Origin of the sequence: Providencia sp. PROV201 (assembly GCF_028479545.1) — a bacterium.
Taxonomy (GTDB): Bacteria; Pseudomonadota; Gammaproteobacteria; order Enterobacterales; family Enterobacteriaceae; genus Providencia; species Providencia huaxiensis.
In genome coordinates, this window is sequence record NZ_JAMPNW010000006.1 from 53414 (window position 1) to 70572 (window position 17159).

Genomic DNA, 17159 nt, shown 5'->3' on the forward strand with positions numbered 1-17159 from the left:
CAGCAATGACTCACGTACTTTGTTACTCTGTTAAGCATCGTATTGATGAGGCCAAAAATGAAAATCGAGACGATTAATTATATTAAAAAGCAAGCGGCAGCCCGTGATCAAAAATTAAAGTCTCAAGTTAATGAATCATAAATATAGCCTAATAAATAGGGTTATTACATCAAAAAAAGAATATCAATAATTGAATGACTAATTGCTATCAAAAATAAATGTTATTTAATGTTTTTTATTTTTAATTCTTATCATTAATCTAATTAGGAACGGATTTGATTAAATTGATAATAAAAATCAATTTAACACCTAACTCAGTTTGTTTATAATTACTTGTTTTATATCAATGCATTAATGGTTTTTCGTTGGAATTGATTTAATTGTAAATTATTAGCTATTGCTTTATTACATATACTTCGTGAATATAGAGGGAGAATTAATATTGATTTCAGACCTTGAGAGTTATTATGAGTCAAGATACCCATTCAGAAATACACAATCAAAAAACGACGAATGAAAAACGTAGAACAATATGGATGGTGGTAGCCACAATAATTATCGTTCTATTATTTGTAGCCTATGGTGTTTATTGGTTTTTAGTTTTACGCTTTCAAGAATATACCGATGACGCTTATGTATCCGGTTTGCAGATCCCGATAGTTGCGCAAACAACGGGTAATGTGACTCAAGTTAACTTTGAAAATACTGACTTGGTAAAAGCGGGTGACGTATTGGTTGTATTGGATAAAACTAATGCCCGATTAGCATTTGAACAAGCCAAACATGATTTAGCAACAACTGTGCGCAAAACCAAAGAGCTGTATATCAATGGTGATGAGTATCAAGCGCAAATTCAAAAAAACCGGGTGACACTTGCGCAAGCGCAAAAAGATTATCAACGTCGTGTGGCGCTAGGGCGTAGCGGTACTATTTCGAAGGAAGACCTACAGCATTCGCAAGAAGCCGTACAACTTGCGCAGGCGGCTCTGGATATTTCTATTCAACAATATAATGCCAACCGTGCATTGCTGCGTAACACGGAGCTTAAAAAGCAACCGGCAATTCAGCAAGCGGCTGATAGCGTACGCAGTGCGTGGATAAACTTACAACGTACTGAAATTAAAAGCCCGATGACGGGGTATGTTTCACGGCGTAATGTTCAAGTCGGTTCTCAAGTCAGCCCACAGAGCTCTTTAATGGCCATTGTGCCTGTTCAGCCTGTTTGGGTAGATGCAAACTTCAAAGAAACCCAACTGGAAAAAGTCCGTATTGGGCAACCCGTGACTATCAATAGTGATTTTTACGGAGAGGATATCGTTTATAACGGCACTGTTGTTGGGCTTGATATGGGAACCGGTAGTGCTTTTTCATTATTACCCGCTCAAAATGCAACCGGGAACTGGATTAAGGTGGTACAGCGTTTGCCTGTACGTGTTGAATTAGACCCTGAGCAGGTGGCGAAACACCCACTGCGCATTGGGTTGTCCATGAATGTCACGATAGATATTAAAGACCAAAATGGCCCTGTTTTAGCGGAAGTTCAGCGTACAGTACCAGCATTTGAAAGTGATGTGTTGGTCTTAAACTTAAGTGATGTCGACCACATCATCGACACCATTATCAGCGATAACGCAGACTAGCTTGAAAGGAGCCGTTGTGGCAGATATTCAACCACTTAAGGGTGCAAAACTGGTATGGGCAACCATTGCGTTGTCCCTTGCAACTTTCATGCAGGTGCTTGATTCCACGATTGCTAACGTGGCTATCCCGACGATTGCCGGTGATCTCGGGGTTTCCATGTCACAAGGAACATGGGTCATTACCTCGTTTGGCGTATCGAATGCGATTTCTATTGCGATTTCAGGTTACCTCGCGAAGCGTTTTGGTGAAATCCGTGTTTTCTTATGGGCAACGGCACTTTTCACATTATTTTCATTACTTTGTGGGTTTTCCGATAGCCTTGGTATGCTGATTTTATACCGCGTATTGCAAGGGGCTGTTGCAGGGCCGGTGATCCCGCTTTCGCAAAGCCTTATTATGCGTTGCTACCCGCCGAAAATGCAAAATATGGCGTTAGCATTTTGGTCGATGACCATCATTTTAGCTCCAGTGTTCGGTCCTATTTTCGGTGGTTATATTAGTGATAATTTCCATTGGGGCTGGATATTCTTTATGAATGTGCCTTTGGGAATTTTCGTCATTATTGTTGGCTCTATTATCCTAAAAGGGATGGAGTCGAAGATCGTGAAAGTCCCATTCAATGTGATTGGTTTGGCGCTACTTTCGGTGGGCGTTGGTTGCTTACAAGTTCTGCTCGACAAAGGTAAGGAGCTGGGATGGTTGGCGTCTAATGAAATTGTTATCTTAGCCGTTGTTTCAGCGATTGCATTGGTCTTCCTCGTAATTTGGGAACTTACTGACAAAAACCCAATTGTCGAATTATCGTTATTTAAATCGCGCAATTTTACCATCGGAACGATTTCTGTCAGTTTGGCATATATGGCCTATTTCGGCGCTATTGTATTGTTGCCGCAGCTCTTACAAGAAGTGTATGGCTATACGGCAACATGGGCAGGGTTAGCATTGGCACCCATTGGTTTATTGCCTGTGTTGTTCTCGGCTCCAGTGGCAAAATTATCCGATTTTCTCGATATCCGCTGGATAGTGACCTTTAGCTTTGTATTTTATGCAATTTGTTTCTTCTGGCGCGCGTATACGTTTGAACCGGATATGGGCTTTTCTGCTGTGGTTTGGCCACAACTGGTGCAAGGGATGGCGGTGGCTTGCTTCTTTATGCCACTGACCACATTAACCCTTTCTGGCCTACCGCCCGAAAAACTCGCTTCGGCGTCGAGTTTAGCCAACTTTTTCCGTACCTTAGCGGGTTCAATAGGGACTTCCATAACCACAACGTTGTGGAGTGATAGAGAAGCCGTACATCATAGCCAATTAACGGAATTTATTACCGATTACAATCCTGAGTCTTTAGGGATGTATCAAGAAATGGCCGCTCATGGGCTGAGTACCGAACAGACTTCCGGTTTTATTGCTCAGCAAATCACTAGCCAAGGGTTAATTATTGCTGCAAATGAGATCTTCTGGTTATGCGGTTGGGTATTTATTGCGCTGATTATTACCGTTTGGTTTGCTAAGCCACCATTTGGCAGTAAAGCGAAATAATTAATGGATGGGGCTAAGTATTATAGCCCCATCTAGCTTATAGCTGGGATTTAGGAATAATATTCTCAAAACTTAGGGTTGGCCGGTTTGTTTCGACTTCTTTGAGCGGCTCGACTTCTTTAAACGTGTTTAAGCAGCGCGTGACTAAGTTTTGATAATCTTTAGTTCCGCTGGTTTTCCATGCAATTTCTTTTTCTGATAATGTGCGAAGTACTTTTGCAGGCGTACCAACGATAAGACTATTATCAGCAAATATCGCCTCGGCTTTGATAAAGGCGCAAGCACCGACAATCGAGTTTTCGCCAATTATTGCTCCATCCATAATCACACTGTTCATCCCGACTAAAGCATTACGCTTGATATGGCAGCCATGTAAGATAGCCCCATGGCCAATATGCCCATTTTCCTCGACGATCGTTTCATACTGTGGGAAACCGTGCATGACACAATTATCTTGCACGTTTGCGCCATCTTTGATGATCAATCGGCCAAAATCGCCACGTAAACTGGCATTTGGGCCAATATAGACATTTTTACCAATAATAACATCTCCAATCACTACCGCAGTAGGGTGGACAAAACTTTCAGGGCTGACGACTGGCGTAATGCCATCGATTTGATAAAAAGGCATATGGGCTCCTGTAATAGAGGTTTTAGGCCGCGAGCTCTCGGAGTACACCACCAAAGCGGCGATAGTAAGCGCTGGATGGTTGAGGAAGTTCACCAACCGTACTTTCGCACTGTTCAGAAACGTATTGGGTCGCGGCTTGGTCGATACGCTGATAAATATTGGTGCAAAGGTGGCGTGCAATATGACCTTCCCATTGTGTGGGAAGGAGCTCGTCTGGCAATAATGGGTCTTTTAACGTGACACGACGATAGAAATGGATCAGCAATAAACGTAATTGAAAGCTGTGTTCCGGGGAAATTTGCGCATCAATATTTTCTTTAAGCAGTAATGCGAGTGGCCTAAATAATGAAATAAACTGGTGATAGTGTTCTGAAATTTCTTGCAAAGACCAAGCATGGGAAACCAGTTCTTTGAGGTTTTTTTCTGAGCGGCTATAGGGGTAATCTGCGTGAAAATAAATTGTATTTTCAGTCGCATTGAGTTCATTGAGTAGCGTGGCTACATCACTTTGTGCACAGCTTGGTGCCGCCATGAGTGAGGTATTAAATTGCCCGAAACCGAGCCAACTAAGTTCCTTTTTTAGCCTGATTTTTTCATCTTTTTCAGCGGTTTCAAGAAGGAGTAAATCCCACTTTCCATCCCAATCAGGTTGTTCTGCGAGATAAATTTTATTTTCTGCACGGCGAAATCGGCTTTGCCCGCGCTCAGAAATACGGTAATAGCTGCGACGGCCGATTTTTTCTGTATCAAGCCAACCTTCTTTTTGTAAGCGGAAAACAGACGTTCGGACAAAACGATCAGTAAAACCCATCGGCTCTAACAGCTTAGTTAAGCTTCCTAACCACACTTCGCCACCACGATGGTGCAAAGCATCACCATATAGTGAGCTAATTAAAGAGGTGCCGCTAATAGGTTGGCTTGCTATTGCATGTTGTATGAATTGGTTAAGTTTATTTTCCATTTATATTTCATCTATAAAATTTATGTATCAGAAGGCTTACTGAATAGTAGACATAAATTTAAAGGTTGTCTTCCATTACCTGTTTTAAACACTTTCTCAGAGATTAAGGCATATCAGAGTAGTTCATTCCAATATGCCTTAATAATTTGAATTAAATCGCAATTCTAGTATCAATTACTCGTTCTGCTTTGCCTTGAGAACGGGGGATATCACCGCAATTTACAATACTAATACGGGTGCTAATACCCACCATCGATTTGATTCGGTGCTTTAAATGGTGGCAGATATTACAGCGTTCATCATAAGTGAGCTGTTCAGGGTGTTTGAGCTCAACACGGACAGATAAATTGTCCATATTGCCTTGGCGACCAATCTCTAATTGGTAATGAGGAGAAAGCTCCTTAAATTGCATGATTTGTTCTTCAATCTGAGAAGGGAACACATTCACGCCGCGAATAATCATCATGTCATCTGAACGACCGGTGATTTTACCAATTCGACGCATATTACGGTTGACCCCTTGCATGAGGTGGGTGAGGTCGCGAGTTCGGTAACGGATAACAGGCATAGCTTCTTTTGTAAGGGTAGTAAACACTAACTCACCATGCTCACCCGCCCCTAATGTTTTTAAGGTATTGGGGGAAATAATTTCTGGATAAAAATGGTCTTCCCAAATCGTTGGGCCGCTCTCGCCTGAATCCGCGCACTCCATAGCAACACCGGGCCCCATTACTTCAGATAAACCATAAATGTCTAATGCTTTGATACCAAGGCGGGTTTCAATTTCAGTTCTGAGGGATTCAGTCCAAGGTTCTGCACCAAATACGCCTAATCTAAGTGAGCACTTACTAGCATCTCCACCCATGATTTTCTCAAGTTCATCAATAATACTTAAGCAGTACGATGGAGTTACCATGATCACATCGGGTTTGAAATCCGCGATTAATTGCGCTTGTTTTTCAGTTTGCCCACCAGACATAGGAATAACCGCGGCTCCTAGGCGCTCCGCACCATAGTGGGCACCTAGCCCTCCGGTGAATAAGCCATAGCCGTAAGCAACATGGACTTTATCGCCTCGGACAGTGCCTGCAGAGCGTAAACTACGTGCGATCAGGTCAGCCCAGTTATCGATGTCTCGTTGGGTGTAACCCACCACCGTTGGGCGGCCAGTAGTTCCCGAAGAGGCGTGAATACGGATGATTTGGTCCATTGGCACGGCAAAGGTGCTAAATGGGTAGTTTTCACGTAAATCCTGTTTGGTCGTGTAAGGGAATTTTTCGATATCACTCAGTTGTTTGAAATCGTCAGGGTGTACACCCGCATCATCGAATTTTTTACGATACATGGGTACATTTTCATAGGCGTGAGTGAGTGTCCACTTCATTCGAGAATACTGTAAAGACTCGATCTCATCCCGCGATGCAAATTCAATTGGGTCGATGCTATCTTGTATATTGCTCATAATTGCCTGTCCTCATAATTATTATGGTTACCAGTTCACGCTAATCAATGACGTTCCTGGTATAAGCCTGAGCAGGTGTAGGGTTTCAGGCTGTTTTTTATTTGTAATAAGACGTTGTTCAGACTCGTTCAATAATCATTGCTATCCCTTGGCCAACGCCGATGCACATGGTGCATAATGCATAACGACCTTGTTTGCGGTGCAGCTCATTGATAGCAGCAATAACAAGCCTTGCCCCACTCATTCCAAGTGGATGACCTAGCGAAATTGCCCCTCCGTTAGGGTTAACGTGTGAGGCGTCATCAGGTAAACCAAGCCCCCTTAAAACGGCAAGTGCTTGTGCGGCAAAGGCTTCGTTTAATTCGATAACATCCATTTGTTCGATGGTGAGCCCTGCCATTTTTAATACTTTTTGCGAAGCAGGCAGCGGGCCGATGCCCATCAACCTTGGCTCGACTCCACAAGTAGCTGTAGCGATGATACGAGCCCGTGGTGTTAACCCTTGCTGCTTGGCAATCGTGTCGGATGCGATAATCAGTGCGGCAGCCCCGTCATTAACACCGGAGGCATTACCCGCTGTTACCGTTCCGTTATCGCGAAATGGCGTTTTTAGTTTTTGTAGTTGTTCAAAAGTCGTTTCTGCTCTTGGGTGTTCGTCTTCGCTGACGACGTATTCACTTTTACGCTGTTTGACCGTAACAGGGATGATTTCTTGCGCAAAAATGCCGCTAACTTTTGCAGTTTCGGTGCGTTGTTGGCTGCGCAATGCAAAAGCATCTTGGTCTTCACGGCTAATTTTGTAGGTTTCAGCCACATTTTCCGCAGTTTCTGGCATCGAATCTGTGGAAAACTGTTGTTCCATTAGTGGGTTGATAAACCGCCAACCAATAGTGGTATCAAACACTTGCGCTTGGCGTGAGAATGCAGATTCTTGTTTGCCCATGACAAACGGTGCTCGGCTCATGGACTCAACACCTCCGGCAATCATCAGCCCAGACTCTCCAGCTTTGATACTTCTTGCCGCTAATGCAATGGCATCTAGCCCAGAGCCACATAGGCGGTTAATGGTGGTTCCAGAAACGGAAATAGGGAGCCCGGATAACAGCCCAGCCATACGTGCCACATTACGGTTGTCTTCTCCTGCTTGGTTTGCGCAACCCAAAATAATGTCATCAGTCAATGACCAATCAAGTTGTGGGTGCCTCTCCATTAGGGCTTTTAATGGCACTGTGGCAAGGTCGTCAGGACGTAATGGTGACAAAGCGCCACCGTAGCGGCCAATTGGGGTGCGGACACCATCACAAATAAACGCATCTATCATGATTGTTCTCCTGTTAAACGATGGCCTAACCGATGAGAACGACCGTGGAATAGCGCGAGTGTTTTGCCATCTTGGTTCGTTATCTCGACTTCATATAAACCGTTGCGTTTGCCTTGGTGTTGCATTGTGGCGGTGGCGGTTAGTAAGTCACCTTCAAAACCGGGACGAATAAAATCAATGGAACACATTGAGGCAACAGCGGCATGCCCTTGGCTATTACAGGCGTAGGCAAATGCAGTGTCGGCAAGGCTAAATAGCTGCCCACCGTGGCAGGTTTTATGACCGTTAAGCATTTTTGCTGTGATAGGCATTTTCAATTGCGCAAAGCCCTCTTCGACTTTTTCAATGGACATACCCATAGCTTTTGCGCATGCATCATCACGGTACATAATGTGAGCTGATTGCTGAGCTAGCGTCTCGTTTGGCAGTGAAATCATGGTATCTCCTTGAAAGTTAAAGATTGATAACCCGCTGCTAATTGCCTTAAAAGCGGGTTCGGCCGATAACGGGTGTCCCCATAAAACTGAGCCAAATTTTCAAGAACTGACAGCACGCGTTGCCAGCCTAGTTGCATACCCCAAGCAAGTGGGCCTTTGGGGTAATTCACCCCAAAACACATGGCATTATCGGTATCTAAAGCAGTTGCTATCCCCTTATTGACGATATCTAACGCTTCATTGCATAACATCGCGACCGTTCTCATGGTTAACAGCGCTGGGTAGTCGGGTAATACAATCACGTGTTTCCCTAATGATTGAAAAAACGCGATAGCTTGCTGGTTTTGTTGCGCATTATTTTGTGCTGCACAGCTTAACGTGATGGTTGTTGCGGCAAGGTAATTTGCCGATAAGTCAAAATGCACGACGGCTTGTTTTTGTGTTTGCGCATGTGATGATGTCAATTCACCATTCGTTAACATAATAATAACGTCATTAACAATAAGTGTCGGGGATTGTTCGGAATGTTGTGTTAATCCTTCGAGAGAGATCCCATTTTCAGTTAAAAGCTGCGCAAACTCAGGAAATATCTGCCAATCGCCACGAGCTTTTATATTTTGAGGTTGGTCAAGGTGGATTTTTTCTGCAACGGAGGGTAAAGGTTGAGGTTTATTATCATCATAATGATAAAACCCTTGCTTCGATTTGCGGCCTAAATGACCAGCTTGGACTAATTCTAATTGCATTAATGAGGTTTGAAAGCGTGAGTCATAGCCGAAGGCCTGAAATACCGACTCAGTCACTGCATAGTTCACATCATGGCCAATCAAATCAGTTAGTTGTAATGGCCCCATAGCGAAACCCCCTGCGTCACGTATTGCGCTGTCTAATGTGGCAGGAGACGCAATTTGTTCTTCAAGGGCACGTAATGTCTCAGCGTAGAATGGTCTGGCGACACGATTAACAATAAAACCAGGAGTTGAACGACAAACTACAGGCACTTTTCCAAATGATAGTGTCAATTCTTTCAGCTGTTTTATCACTGTATCTGATGTTTCTAGCCCACGGATCACTTCAACCAATTTCATCACGGGAGCAGGGTTAAAAAAGTGTAACCCTGCAAGGCGCTCAGGATGTGTGAGTTGTTTACCGATTGCGGTAATTGATAAAGATGAAGTATTACTAGCAAAAATGGTTTTTTCGTTACAAATGCCTTCAAGTTCACTGAAAATAGCTTGTTTGATTTCAAGTTTTTCAGCAACAGCTTCTATTACCAATTGTGCATCCGACAGTGCCGAGAGGCTTTTTGCCACTGCAATTTTTGCGATAATCGCCTCAGTGACCTCGGGTTTTGCTTTTCCTTGCTCAACACGTTTGCGTAAACGCAGGGTCATCGTTGACAGACTATGGTTTAAGACATCTTGGTTAACATCAAACAACAAGACACGTAAACCCGCGCTCGCGGCAACTTGCGCTATACCAATCCCCATGGTTCCAGCGCCAATTACCGCGACGGTGTTGATGGTTAAATTCAAAGGTAAGGTCATGATTATCTTCCTTTAAACTGTGGTTCACGTTTATTTAAAAAAGCATTAACCCCTTCGCGATAATCTTCACTTCTCCCGCCAAGGCGCTGTAAGTCACGCTCAAGGTTGAGTTGCTCATCAAGAGTATTAGTTGCTGCGGCATAAATGGCCTTTTTGATAAGCCCTAAGCCATAAGTAGGTTGGGTTGCAAGGTGTTGTGCAAGCTGTTGAGCGGTATTAATGAGTTCTTCATTTTCAGTCACCTGCCAAATCATTCCCCACTGTAATGCTTGTTCTGCACTTATTTTGTCGCCTAATAACGCCATTCCCATTGCTCGTGCATGGCCTGCTAACTGAGGTAAAAACCAGCTCCCCCCTGAGTCAGGAACCAAGCCAAGGCGGCAAAAAGATTGAATAAAATTGGCACTTTTTGCTGCGATAACAATATCGCCCACGAGTGCAATGGCAGCGCCTGCACCTGCGGCAACACCATTGACCGCGCAAATAATCGGTTTCGGTAGTGCGGTTAGGCGACGGATCAAGGGGTTATAGTAAGTTTCAACGGAGAACCCGAGGTCGGGCGCTTCACTTCCCACGCTTACATTGCGATCATTCAGATCTTGTCCGGCACAAAATCCACGGCCTGCGCCAGTGATCACTAAACAGCGTACGGTTTCATCGCGTTCTGCTATTTTGATCGCTTCACTGAGCTGGCGATGCATTTCATCATTAAAGCTATTCAATCTATCAGGGCGATTGAGAGTGACGGTGAGAACCCCATTTTCTAACGTAGTGAGGATCATTGCTTCATTGGTCATGATTATTGTCCTGTAAATTGAGGTTTTCGTTTTTCGAAGAATGCCTCGATCCCTTCACGTCGATCGTTCGTCCCCGCTAAAGTCACAAAATATTGGCGCTCAAGTTGTAACCCTTCGGTAAGGTGGTTTTCTTGAGAATGCACCAGTGAGGCTTTTGCGGCTTGTACGGCTAAAGGCGCATGCATCGCGATGCGCTCTGCCAGTTTTTGGGCGCGTTCTAGCACTAATTTATCCACACAAATTTCGCTGATTAAGCCTGCTTGCAACGCATGTTTTGCACTGATCGGTTCACCCGTTAGTACCATTTGCATGGCGAGGGATTTGCCTACCGCACGGATTAAACGCTGTGTTCCTCCCGCGCCTGGCATTAAACCCAGAGTAATTTCGGGTAACCCGAAGCGAGCTGATTCACCGGCAATAATGATGTCGCTGGCGAGTAATAATTCAAAACCTGCCCCTAGAGCATAACCATTCGCAGCACTAATAATGGGCTTTGATATCATCGATAACCTGCGCCAAACTTGGGGACGTTTATCGGTGATCGCGTTAGCAACGGTTTGTTGCTGTAGCTCTTTAAGGTCGGCACCGGCCGCGAAAAAACGCGGATTACCGGTGATCACGATCGCCCCGATCTCATCATTTATTTGTGCTTGTTCGAGCTGCTGAACCAGCAACTCTAAACAAGCGGTGCTCAGGGCATTACGCACTTCTGGACGGTTTAACGTGAGAGTCAAAACTCGGTTATGTTGTTGTGATAAAATCCAATGGTTTTCCATTACAGCTCCTACACGTCAAAGTCTAGAACAACACCATCGCCTTTTGGCCACGCTTGGCAGCTAAGGATGTACCCCGCAGCGATTTGGTCAGGCTCAAGGCTGTAATTGACCCCCATTTCCACTTCACCAGAGCGCAATTTACATTTGCAGGTTGCGCAAACGCCCCCTTTACAGGCGTAGGGTAAATCCGCGCCTTGGCGTAGTGCGGCATCCAAAATACTGTCATCTTGGCTATCCATGGCAATGTCCATGGTTCTGCCATCAAGGTGAATACTGACTTGGCGTGTTTCGCTAGTCATGGCGGTTGCGGGTTTGAATTTGGTGCCTGAAGTGTTGAAACGCTCGGTGTGAACATATTCCTTTGGCATGCCATAGCCGACTAAAGTGTCATGCACTTCATCCATCATGCTGTCAGGCCCACAAATAAACGCTCGGTTAAATTGTTTAAAATTCAATAAGGTTTTGCCTAATGCACTGAGCTGCTGTTGGCTAATTCTGCCACTGAGTAGTTCGCTATCCTGTTGTTCTTGGCTAAATAAATAGAGAACTTGAAAGCGCGTAGAAAAACGGTTTTTCAGGTCTGCGATGCTTTCTTTAAACATCACAGAGCGGCTATTGCGGTTACCATAAATCAACACAAAACTGCTTTTTGGCTCAGTTTGTAATGTGGCTTTAATGATGGAGAGCAATGGTGTGATCCCAGAGCCTGCAGCAACGGCAAGGTAGTGTGCGTGGGTATCTGCCTCTGGCTGGTAACCAAATTGCCCTTGGGGAACCATGACATCAAGGCTATCGCCAACTTGTAGCTCTTGGTTAACGAAATTAGAGAAGCGCCCTTCGTAAATGGCTTTCACCCCAATTTTTAGTGTGTTTTCATCCGGTGAACTGCAAATGGAATAACAGCGACGTAGGTTTTCGCCATTAATAGAGGCCTTCAGTGTGAGATGTTGCCCTGGGCGGTAATGATATTGCTCTCGTAATGCATCTGGTACGTTAAAAGTAATGGCGACAGCTTCAGGGGTGTCACGCTCAATGGCAGCAATACTTAAACGATGAAATACAGTCATATGGGTGCCCCTAAATACATTTAAAGTAATCAAACGGTTCTAAGCATTCAGTGCATCGATACAATGCCTTACATGCAGTGGAACCAAATTCACTAATTTTTTCGGTCTGCTCGCTGTCACAACGTGGGCAACGAACCGCACCTTTGTGTTCTGGGTGCTCGCAGGACGTACCTTGTGGTGGTGCGATACCGAATTCACGCAAGCGCCTTTTCGCATCCTGATTCATCCAATCTGTTGTCCAAGCTGGGGTTAACAGAATTTCGATGTCGATGTTTGGAAAACCGGCATTACCTAGAACAGTTTTGATTTCATTGATTAAAAATTCAGTTGCTGGGCAACCTGAGTAGGTAGGTGTAAAAATAACTTTCCAGCCCTGAGCCGCAGGTAGCACATTGCGGATCATGCCGAGATCAGTAATAGAGAGTGCGGGTAGCTCAGGATCGGGTATTTGGTGAAGCTGTTGCCAGATCTGGTGAACCTGGGGCGATTGAAGCTCGCTATATTGCAGTCTCTGTTCCATAACATCACCACTGGCTGTTCGGGTAAGCGCGTTGCACAAACTGCAATTGCGTTAATAACAAGCCCAAGTGTTCTGTATGGCTGCCTTGCTTGCCGCCTAAGCGATACGCGTTTTTCTCCGGTATAGTGAGGGTCGCTTCAGTGAATGTTTCGTTAATGGTGTTAACCCATGCGGCTTGTAAAGTGCGCGGGTCAACGGCGATACCTGCTTCGCTGAGTGTGATTTCAACGTCATCAGCATGGAAAAGTTCGCCAGTGAAACGCCATAACTCATTGACTGAACGTTGGATCCGTTGATGGCTTTCTTCACTGCCATCCCCTAAACGGATCATCCAACCACGGCTAAAACGCAAGTGATAAACGGCTTCTTTGAGGGATTTCTCAGCAATGGCTGACAGTTGTTCATCACGGCTATGAATTAGCGCTTCATATAATGGAACATGATAAGCATCCATAAAAAATTGGCGCACTAGAGTGTCATCAAAGCCATTGTTGGGTTGCTCAACCAGTAATAAATTGCTGAACTCTCGTTCATCGCGCAAAAAGGCAAGGGTGTCTTCATCACACCCAGCCCCTTTTAATTGCGCGGCATAGCTTAAAAAGTTACGCGCTTGCCCTAGCAAATCTAAGCCGATATTCGATAGCGCTAGGTCAATTTCGAGCTCAGGGGCATGGCCGCACCACTCGCACAGGCGCTGCGCTAAAACTAAGGGGGTATCGCCAAGGCGTAATGTGTAATGGTGGAGCTGTTCTTGTTGGTTCATGGCAAGCTCCTTACATATTTTTGATGCCATCAGGGATGGTATAGAAAGTTGGGTGACGATAGACCTTGGTGTCCGCAGGGTCGAAGAACGTGCTTTTGTCTTCGGGCTGTGAGGCAATTAAATGTGCGGCCTTCACCACCCAAATTGAGCAGCCTTCACTACGTCTTGTATACGCATCGCGTGCATTTTCCAGTGCCATTTGGTCATCAGCAGCATGTAAACTGCCAACATGGCGATGCGCAAGCCCTTGCTTACTACGGACAAAAACTTCATATAAAGGCCAATCTTGATTGCTCATGGTGTTTTCCTTTTCGTAAAATGGTCAGTGATTAAGCCGCAGTTTTAACGGATTTTTGTTTACGGCTATGTGCCATTGCACCTTCACGTACCCATGCGCCGTCTTCCCATCCTTTGCGCTTAGCGCTAAGGCGTTCGTGATTACAAATGCCATTGCCTTTAATCACCTGATAAAACTCTTCCCAATCGATTTCACCAAAGCGGTAATGACCAAGTTCTTCATCCCAAACCAGATCCGGGTCAGGGATCGTCATACCTAACGCTTCCACTTGCGGAACAGTGTTATCAACAAACTTTTGTCGTAGCTCATCATTACTGAAACGCTTGATTTTCCAAGCCATGCTTTGAGCGCTGTGCGGGGAGTCAGAATCATTGGGGCCGAACATCGTGAGGACGGGCCACCAAAAGCGGTTTATCGCATCTTGCAGCATCGCTTTTTGTTCATCGGTGCCTTCTGCGAGTGCCATAACAGCTTCATAACCTTGGCGTTGGTGAAAACTTTCTTCTTTACAGATTTTCACCATCGCTCGTGCATAAGGGCCATAAGAGGCACGGCACAGTGCTACTTGGTTCACAATTGCCGCACCATCGACTAACCAGCCAATTACGCCAATATCTGCCCAACTTAACGTGGGGTAATTGAAGATGGAGGAGTATTTCATTTTTTCATCAAGTAACTTTTGGTAGATATCTTGACGAGAGCAACCAAGGGTTTCGGCAGCGCTATATAGATATAAACCGTGGCCTGCTTCATCTTGAATTTTGGCCAGTAAAATCGCTTTCCGACGGAGTGTCGGGGCGCGTGTCAGCCAATTTGCTTCTGGCAGCATGCCGACGACTTCTGAATGGGCATGTTGGCCAATTTGGCGGATAAGGTTCTGCCGATACGCATCGGGCATCCAATCCTTGGGCTCGATGGAAATATCGGCTTCGATTTTGGCTTCGAAGTTAGCCTGATTTTGCTCGCTCATTGATTTTTCCATTAAGTGATTCGGTTGTGTTTTATTTTGTATGAATAATGAATCATATATATTTAACATCAATGCTAGAAACTGTTAACAAAAAGATCAATGTTTATTAACCCTGTTTTGCGAGTGGCTTCACAATCAATAAATTAAACTCAAATAAAAACAATTAGTTAATATTATTTATTTTTATGTGGTTTTGATGGAAATAAGCATTTAAGACAAAATTGTTCTTAATTTGTTAAATTTAAATTAGCTTCTATGCTTATTTTTATGATACATATTTGTCATCTAATTTGATTTGGTGTTTTTATTTCTGGAGAGGAATATGCAGCATTTAACAAGTTACATTATGGGTAAATGGGTACAAGGTGAGGGCGCAGGGCGAAAAATTCACCATGCACTAACGAATGAAATCTTATATACGGTGACGACTGAAGGGTTGCCGTTAGCAGAAAGCTTACAGTATGGCCGCCAAGTGGGAGGTGAAATATTGTCAGCGATGACATTCCAGCAACGCGGGCAGATGCTTAAGGCACTCGCAAAATATCTACTGGAACATAAAGCGCAGTTATATGCGATTTCGGCTCAAACTGGCGCAACCAAAGCGGATAGCTGGGTAGATATCGAAGGGGGAATTGCCACACTGTTTTCTTATTCGGGTCTCGCTAACCGTGAGCTACCAGATGACACGATTTGGCCAGAAGAAGAAATGATCCCGTTATCGAAACAAGGGCAATTTATTGGCCATCATATTTTAACGTCTCGCCGTGGCGTTGCCCTGCACATTAATGCATTTAACTTCCCTTGTTGGGGAATGTTAGAGAAACTGGCGCCAACATGGCTTGCTGGCATGCCAGCCATCATCAAACCTGCAACCGCCTCAGCACAGTTAACACAGGCGATGGTGAAGTTAATGGTTGATAGCGGCTTGGTACCTGATGGCGCAATTCAACTGGTTTGCGGTGGTGTTGGCGATATGTTTGAACACCTTGATTTTGAAGATGTGGTGACTTTTACAGGGTCCGCTAGTACAGGGCAAAAGCTGAAATCGCATCCACGTATTATTGCCAAATCAGTGCCTTTTACAATGGAAGCGGATTCACTGAACTGTGCAATTTTAGGCGATGACGTTCAGCCAGAGCAGCCTGAATTTGCTTTATTTATTAAAGAAGTCGCTCGTGAGATGACCGCGAAAGCAGGCCAGAAGTGTACCGCGATCCGCCGCGTTATCGTGCCCAAAAATCAGCTCGAAAATGTGAAGCAGGCATTATTGAAACGCCTATCCGCTACAACAGTGGGTGACCCTGCGGTTGAAGGGGTCAGAATGGGGGCATTGATTAACTTAGAACAGCGCCAAGACGTACAAGAGAAAGTAAATTATTTACGTGATCATGGCTGTGATGTCTTATGTGGTGGGCAATTCGAAAAGCTGGATGTGATTGGTGCAGATAGCCAACATGGGGCTTTTTATCCACCAACGTTGTTGTATTGTGCAGAGCCTTTTAAATCTACAGCAGTACATGAAATCGAGGCTTTTGGTCCAGTCGCCACGTTAATGAGCTATGAGAATATCGAACAGGCGGTGCAATTGGCGATTTTAGGTGGAGGGAGCCTTGCGGGGACGTTAGTCACTGCTGATGCACAAGTCGCGCAAACGGTCATTCGCGCGAGTGCGCGAGCTCATGGGCGGATGCTAATTTTAAATGAAGCATCAGCCGCGGAGTCCACTGGCCACGGTTCACCGCTTCCGCTACTGGTACACGGTGGCCCAGGGCGTGCGGGTGGTGGTGAGGAGCTAGGTGGCTTGCGAGCAGTCAAACACTATATGCAGCGTACTGCCATCCAAGGTAGCCCTTCGATGCTAACGGCAATTACCAAGCAATGGCTCCGTGGGGCAGATACCATCGCTGATGCGGTCCATCCATTCCGTAAACACTTTGAAGATTTAGTGATTGGCGACACGTTACTGACCGCAAGGCGTACCGTTACAGAGGCCGATATTGCTAATTTTGCCTGTCTCAGCGGTGATAATTTTTATGTTCATGTTGATAAAATTGGCGCAGCACAGTCGCTATTTGGTGAACGGATTGCGCACGGCTATTTTGTCGTTTCCGCCGCCGCAGGGTTATTTGTCGATGCTGGTGTTGGGCCCGTGATCGCCAATTATGGCATGGAAAGCTTGCGTTTCATTGAACCTGTAAAAATCGGAGACACCATACAAGTTCGCCTAACGTGCAAGAAAAAGATCAAGAAAACGCAGAAACTTGCTGAAGACAAACCTAATGGCGTTGTTGAATGGGATGTGCAAGTGTTTAATCAGGACGATACCGTTGTGGCGTTGTACAGTATTTTAACGCTGGTGGAGCGTCGTGTAGGGGATTTTCACTAGTCATTATACGGTATGAATTAATTGTCGAGCTAATAGGTGCTTT

At 45.0% G+C, this 17159-nt stretch carries 16 protein-coding genes; 3 read left to right on the top strand and 13 right to left on the bottom strand.

Annotation, left to right across the window (positions count from 1 at the left end; genetic code table 11):
- Positions 1-467 precede the first annotated feature (467 nt).
- Both emrA and PR809_RS06865 read left to right on the top strand, forming a co-directional pair.
- Positions 468-1640 carry a multidrug efflux MFS transporter periplasmic adaptor subunit EmrA gene (emrA, locus tag PR809_RS06860; RefSeq protein WP_181490006.1) on the top strand — a complete coding sequence of 391 codons (1173 nt, stop codon included), beginning with the start codon at positions 468-470 and terminating at the stop codon, positions 1638-1640.
- A 16-nt stretch (positions 1641-1656) separates the two neighbouring features.
- Positions 1657-3180, top strand: a complete 1524-nt coding sequence (locus PR809_RS06865) for a DHA2 family efflux MFS transporter permease subunit (protein ID WP_102138781.1) — start codon at positions 1657-1659, stop codon at positions 3178-3180.
- A 37-nt stretch (positions 3181-3217) separates the two neighbouring features.
- Here the strand turns inward: PR809_RS06865 and paaY are convergent, their stop codons facing one another.
- The 13 genes from paaY to paaA form a co-directional block, all read right to left on the bottom strand.
- The gene (paaY, locus tag PR809_RS06870) at positions 3218-3811 is read right to left on the bottom strand and encodes a phenylacetic acid degradation protein PaaY (RefSeq protein ID WP_102138782.1); all 594 of its coding nucleotides are present in this window, start codon (positions 3809-3811) and stop codon (positions 3218-3220) included.
- A 22-nt stretch (positions 3812-3833) separates the two neighbouring features.
- Positions 3834-4772 carry a phenylacetic acid degradation operon negative regulatory protein PaaX gene (paaX, locus tag PR809_RS06875; RefSeq protein ID WP_102138783.1) on the bottom strand — a complete coding sequence of 313 codons (939 nt, stop codon included), beginning with the start codon at positions 4770-4772 and terminating at the stop codon, positions 3834-3836.
- 151 nt (positions 4773-4923) lie between these two features.
- A complete protein-coding gene (paaK, locus tag PR809_RS06880) occupies positions 4924-6234 on the bottom strand; it encodes a phenylacetate--CoA ligase PaaK (RefSeq protein WP_094960845.1) in 1311 nt (436 codons plus the stop codon).
- A gap of 118 nt (positions 6235-6352) precedes the next feature.
- Positions 6353-7555, bottom strand: coding sequence for a 3-oxoadipyl-CoA thiolase (pcaF, locus tag PR809_RS06885; protein WP_206276023.1), 1203 nt, complete (start codon positions 7553-7555; stop codon positions 6353-6355).
- The gene (paaI, locus tag PR809_RS06890; RefSeq protein WP_206276022.1) at positions 7552-7992 is read right to left on the bottom strand and encodes a hydroxyphenylacetyl-CoA thioesterase PaaI; all 441 of its coding nucleotides are present in this window, start codon (positions 7990-7992) and stop codon (positions 7552-7554) included. Before paaI ends, pcaF begins: the two co-directional genes overlap by 4 nt.
- Positions 7989-9539: a 3-hydroxyacyl-CoA dehydrogenase gene (locus PR809_RS06895; RefSeq protein ID WP_206276021.1), complete on the bottom strand. Its 1551-nt coding sequence runs from the start codon at positions 9537-9539 to the stop codon at positions 7989-7991. The genes paaI and PR809_RS06895 overlap by 4 nt, the downstream gene beginning before the upstream one ends.
- A gap of 2 nt (positions 9540-9541) precedes the next feature.
- Positions 9542-10336 carry a 2-(1,2-epoxy-1,2-dihydrophenyl)acetyl-CoA isomerase PaaG gene (paaG, locus tag PR809_RS06900; protein ID WP_206276020.1) on the bottom strand — a complete coding sequence of 265 codons (795 nt, stop codon included), beginning with the start codon at positions 10334-10336 and terminating at the stop codon, positions 9542-9544.
- A 2-nt stretch (positions 10337-10338) separates the two neighbouring features.
- Positions 10339-11112: a 2,3-dehydroadipyl-CoA hydratase PaaF gene (paaF, locus tag PR809_RS06905; RefSeq protein WP_195698033.1), complete on the bottom strand. Its 774-nt coding sequence runs from the start codon at positions 11110-11112 to the stop codon at positions 10339-10341.
- A gap of 8 nt (positions 11113-11120) precedes the next feature.
- Entirely contained in the window at positions 11121-12179 is a 1059-nt protein-coding gene (paaE, locus tag PR809_RS06910) for a 1,2-phenylacetyl-CoA epoxidase subunit PaaE (protein ID WP_102138795.1), read from the bottom strand.
- 10 nt (positions 12180-12189) lie between these two features.
- Positions 12190-12699: a 1,2-phenylacetyl-CoA epoxidase subunit PaaD gene (gene paaD / locus PR809_RS06915; protein ID WP_206276019.1), complete on the bottom strand. Its 510-nt coding sequence runs from the start codon at positions 12697-12699 to the stop codon at positions 12190-12192.
- A 4-nt stretch (positions 12700-12703) separates the two neighbouring features.
- A complete protein-coding gene (gene paaC / locus PR809_RS06920) occupies positions 12704-13462 on the bottom strand; it encodes a 1,2-phenylacetyl-CoA epoxidase subunit PaaC (protein ID WP_166266047.1) in 759 nt (252 codons plus the stop codon).
- 10 nt (positions 13463-13472) lie between these two features.
- Positions 13473-13760, bottom strand: coding sequence for a 1,2-phenylacetyl-CoA epoxidase subunit PaaB (gene paaB / locus PR809_RS06925; protein WP_004262911.1), 288 nt, complete (start codon positions 13758-13760; stop codon positions 13473-13475).
- Positions 13761-13791: 31 nt separating this feature from the next.
- Positions 13792-14730 carry a 1,2-phenylacetyl-CoA epoxidase subunit PaaA gene (paaA, locus tag PR809_RS06930; protein ID WP_102138798.1) on the bottom strand — a complete coding sequence of 313 codons (939 nt, stop codon included), beginning with the start codon at positions 14728-14730 and terminating at the stop codon, positions 13792-13794.
- A gap of 322 nt (positions 14731-15052) precedes the next feature.
- On the opposite strand from paaA, the gene paaZ reads away from it, so the two are divergent.
- Positions 15053-17116, top strand: coding sequence for a phenylacetic acid degradation bifunctional protein PaaZ (gene paaZ, locus PR809_RS06935; protein WP_206276017.1), 2064 nt, complete (start codon positions 15053-15055; stop codon positions 17114-17116).
- Positions 17117-17159: the final 43 nt, after the last annotated feature.

Excerpts from the sequence above, each read along its gene's own strand:
- emrA (WP_181490006.1), top strand. The coding sequence starts at position 468 with ATGAGTCAAGATACCCATTCAGAAATACACAATCAAAAAACGACGAAT.
- paaY (WP_102138782.1), bottom strand. The coding sequence starts at position 3,811 with ATGCCTTTTTATCAAATCGATGGCATTACGCCAGTCGTCAGCCCTGAA.
- paaX (WP_102138783.1), bottom strand. The coding sequence starts at position 4,772 with ATGGAAAATAAACTTAACCAATTCATACAACATGCAATAGCAAGCCAA.
- paaK (WP_094960845.1), bottom strand. The coding sequence starts at position 6,234 with ATGAGCAATATACAAGATAGCATCGACCCAATTGAATTTGCATCGCGG.
- pcaF (WP_206276023.1), bottom strand. The coding sequence starts at position 7,555 with ATGATAGATGCGTTTATTTGTGATGGTGTCCGCACCCCAATTGGCCGC.
- paaI (WP_206276022.1), bottom strand. The coding sequence starts at position 7,992 with ATGATTTCACTGCCAAACGAGACGCTAGCTCAGCAATCAGCTCACATT.
- PR809_RS06895 (WP_206276021.1), bottom strand. The coding sequence starts at position 9,539 with ATGACCTTACCTTTGAATTTAACCATCAACACCGTCGCGGTAATTGGC.
- paaG (WP_206276020.1), bottom strand. The coding sequence starts at position 10,336 with ATGACCAATGAAGCAATGATCCTCACTACGTTAGAAAATGGGGTTCTC.
- paaF (WP_195698033.1), bottom strand. The coding sequence starts at position 11,112 with ATGGAAAACCATTGGATTTTATCACAACAACATAACCGAGTTTTGACT.
- paaE (WP_102138795.1), bottom strand. The coding sequence starts at position 12,179 with ATGACTGTATTTCATCGTTTAAGTATTGCTGCCATTGAGCGTGACACC.
- paaD (WP_206276019.1), bottom strand. The coding sequence starts at position 12,699 with ATGGAACAGAGACTGCAATATAGCGAGCTTCAATCGCCCCAGGTTCAC.
- paaC (WP_166266047.1), bottom strand. The coding sequence starts at position 13,462 with ATGAACCAACAAGAACAGCTCCACCATTACACATTACGCCTTGGCGAT.
- paaB (WP_004262911.1), bottom strand. The coding sequence starts at position 13,760 with ATGAGCAATCAAGATTGGCCTTTATATGAAGTTTTTGTCCGTAGTAAG.
- paaA (WP_102138798.1), bottom strand. The coding sequence starts at position 14,730 with ATGAGCGAGCAAAATCAGGCTAACTTCGAAGCCAAAATCGAAGCCGAT.
- paaZ (WP_206276017.1), top strand. The coding sequence starts at position 15,053 with ATGCAGCATTTAACAAGTTACATTATGGGTAAATGGGTACAAGGTGAG.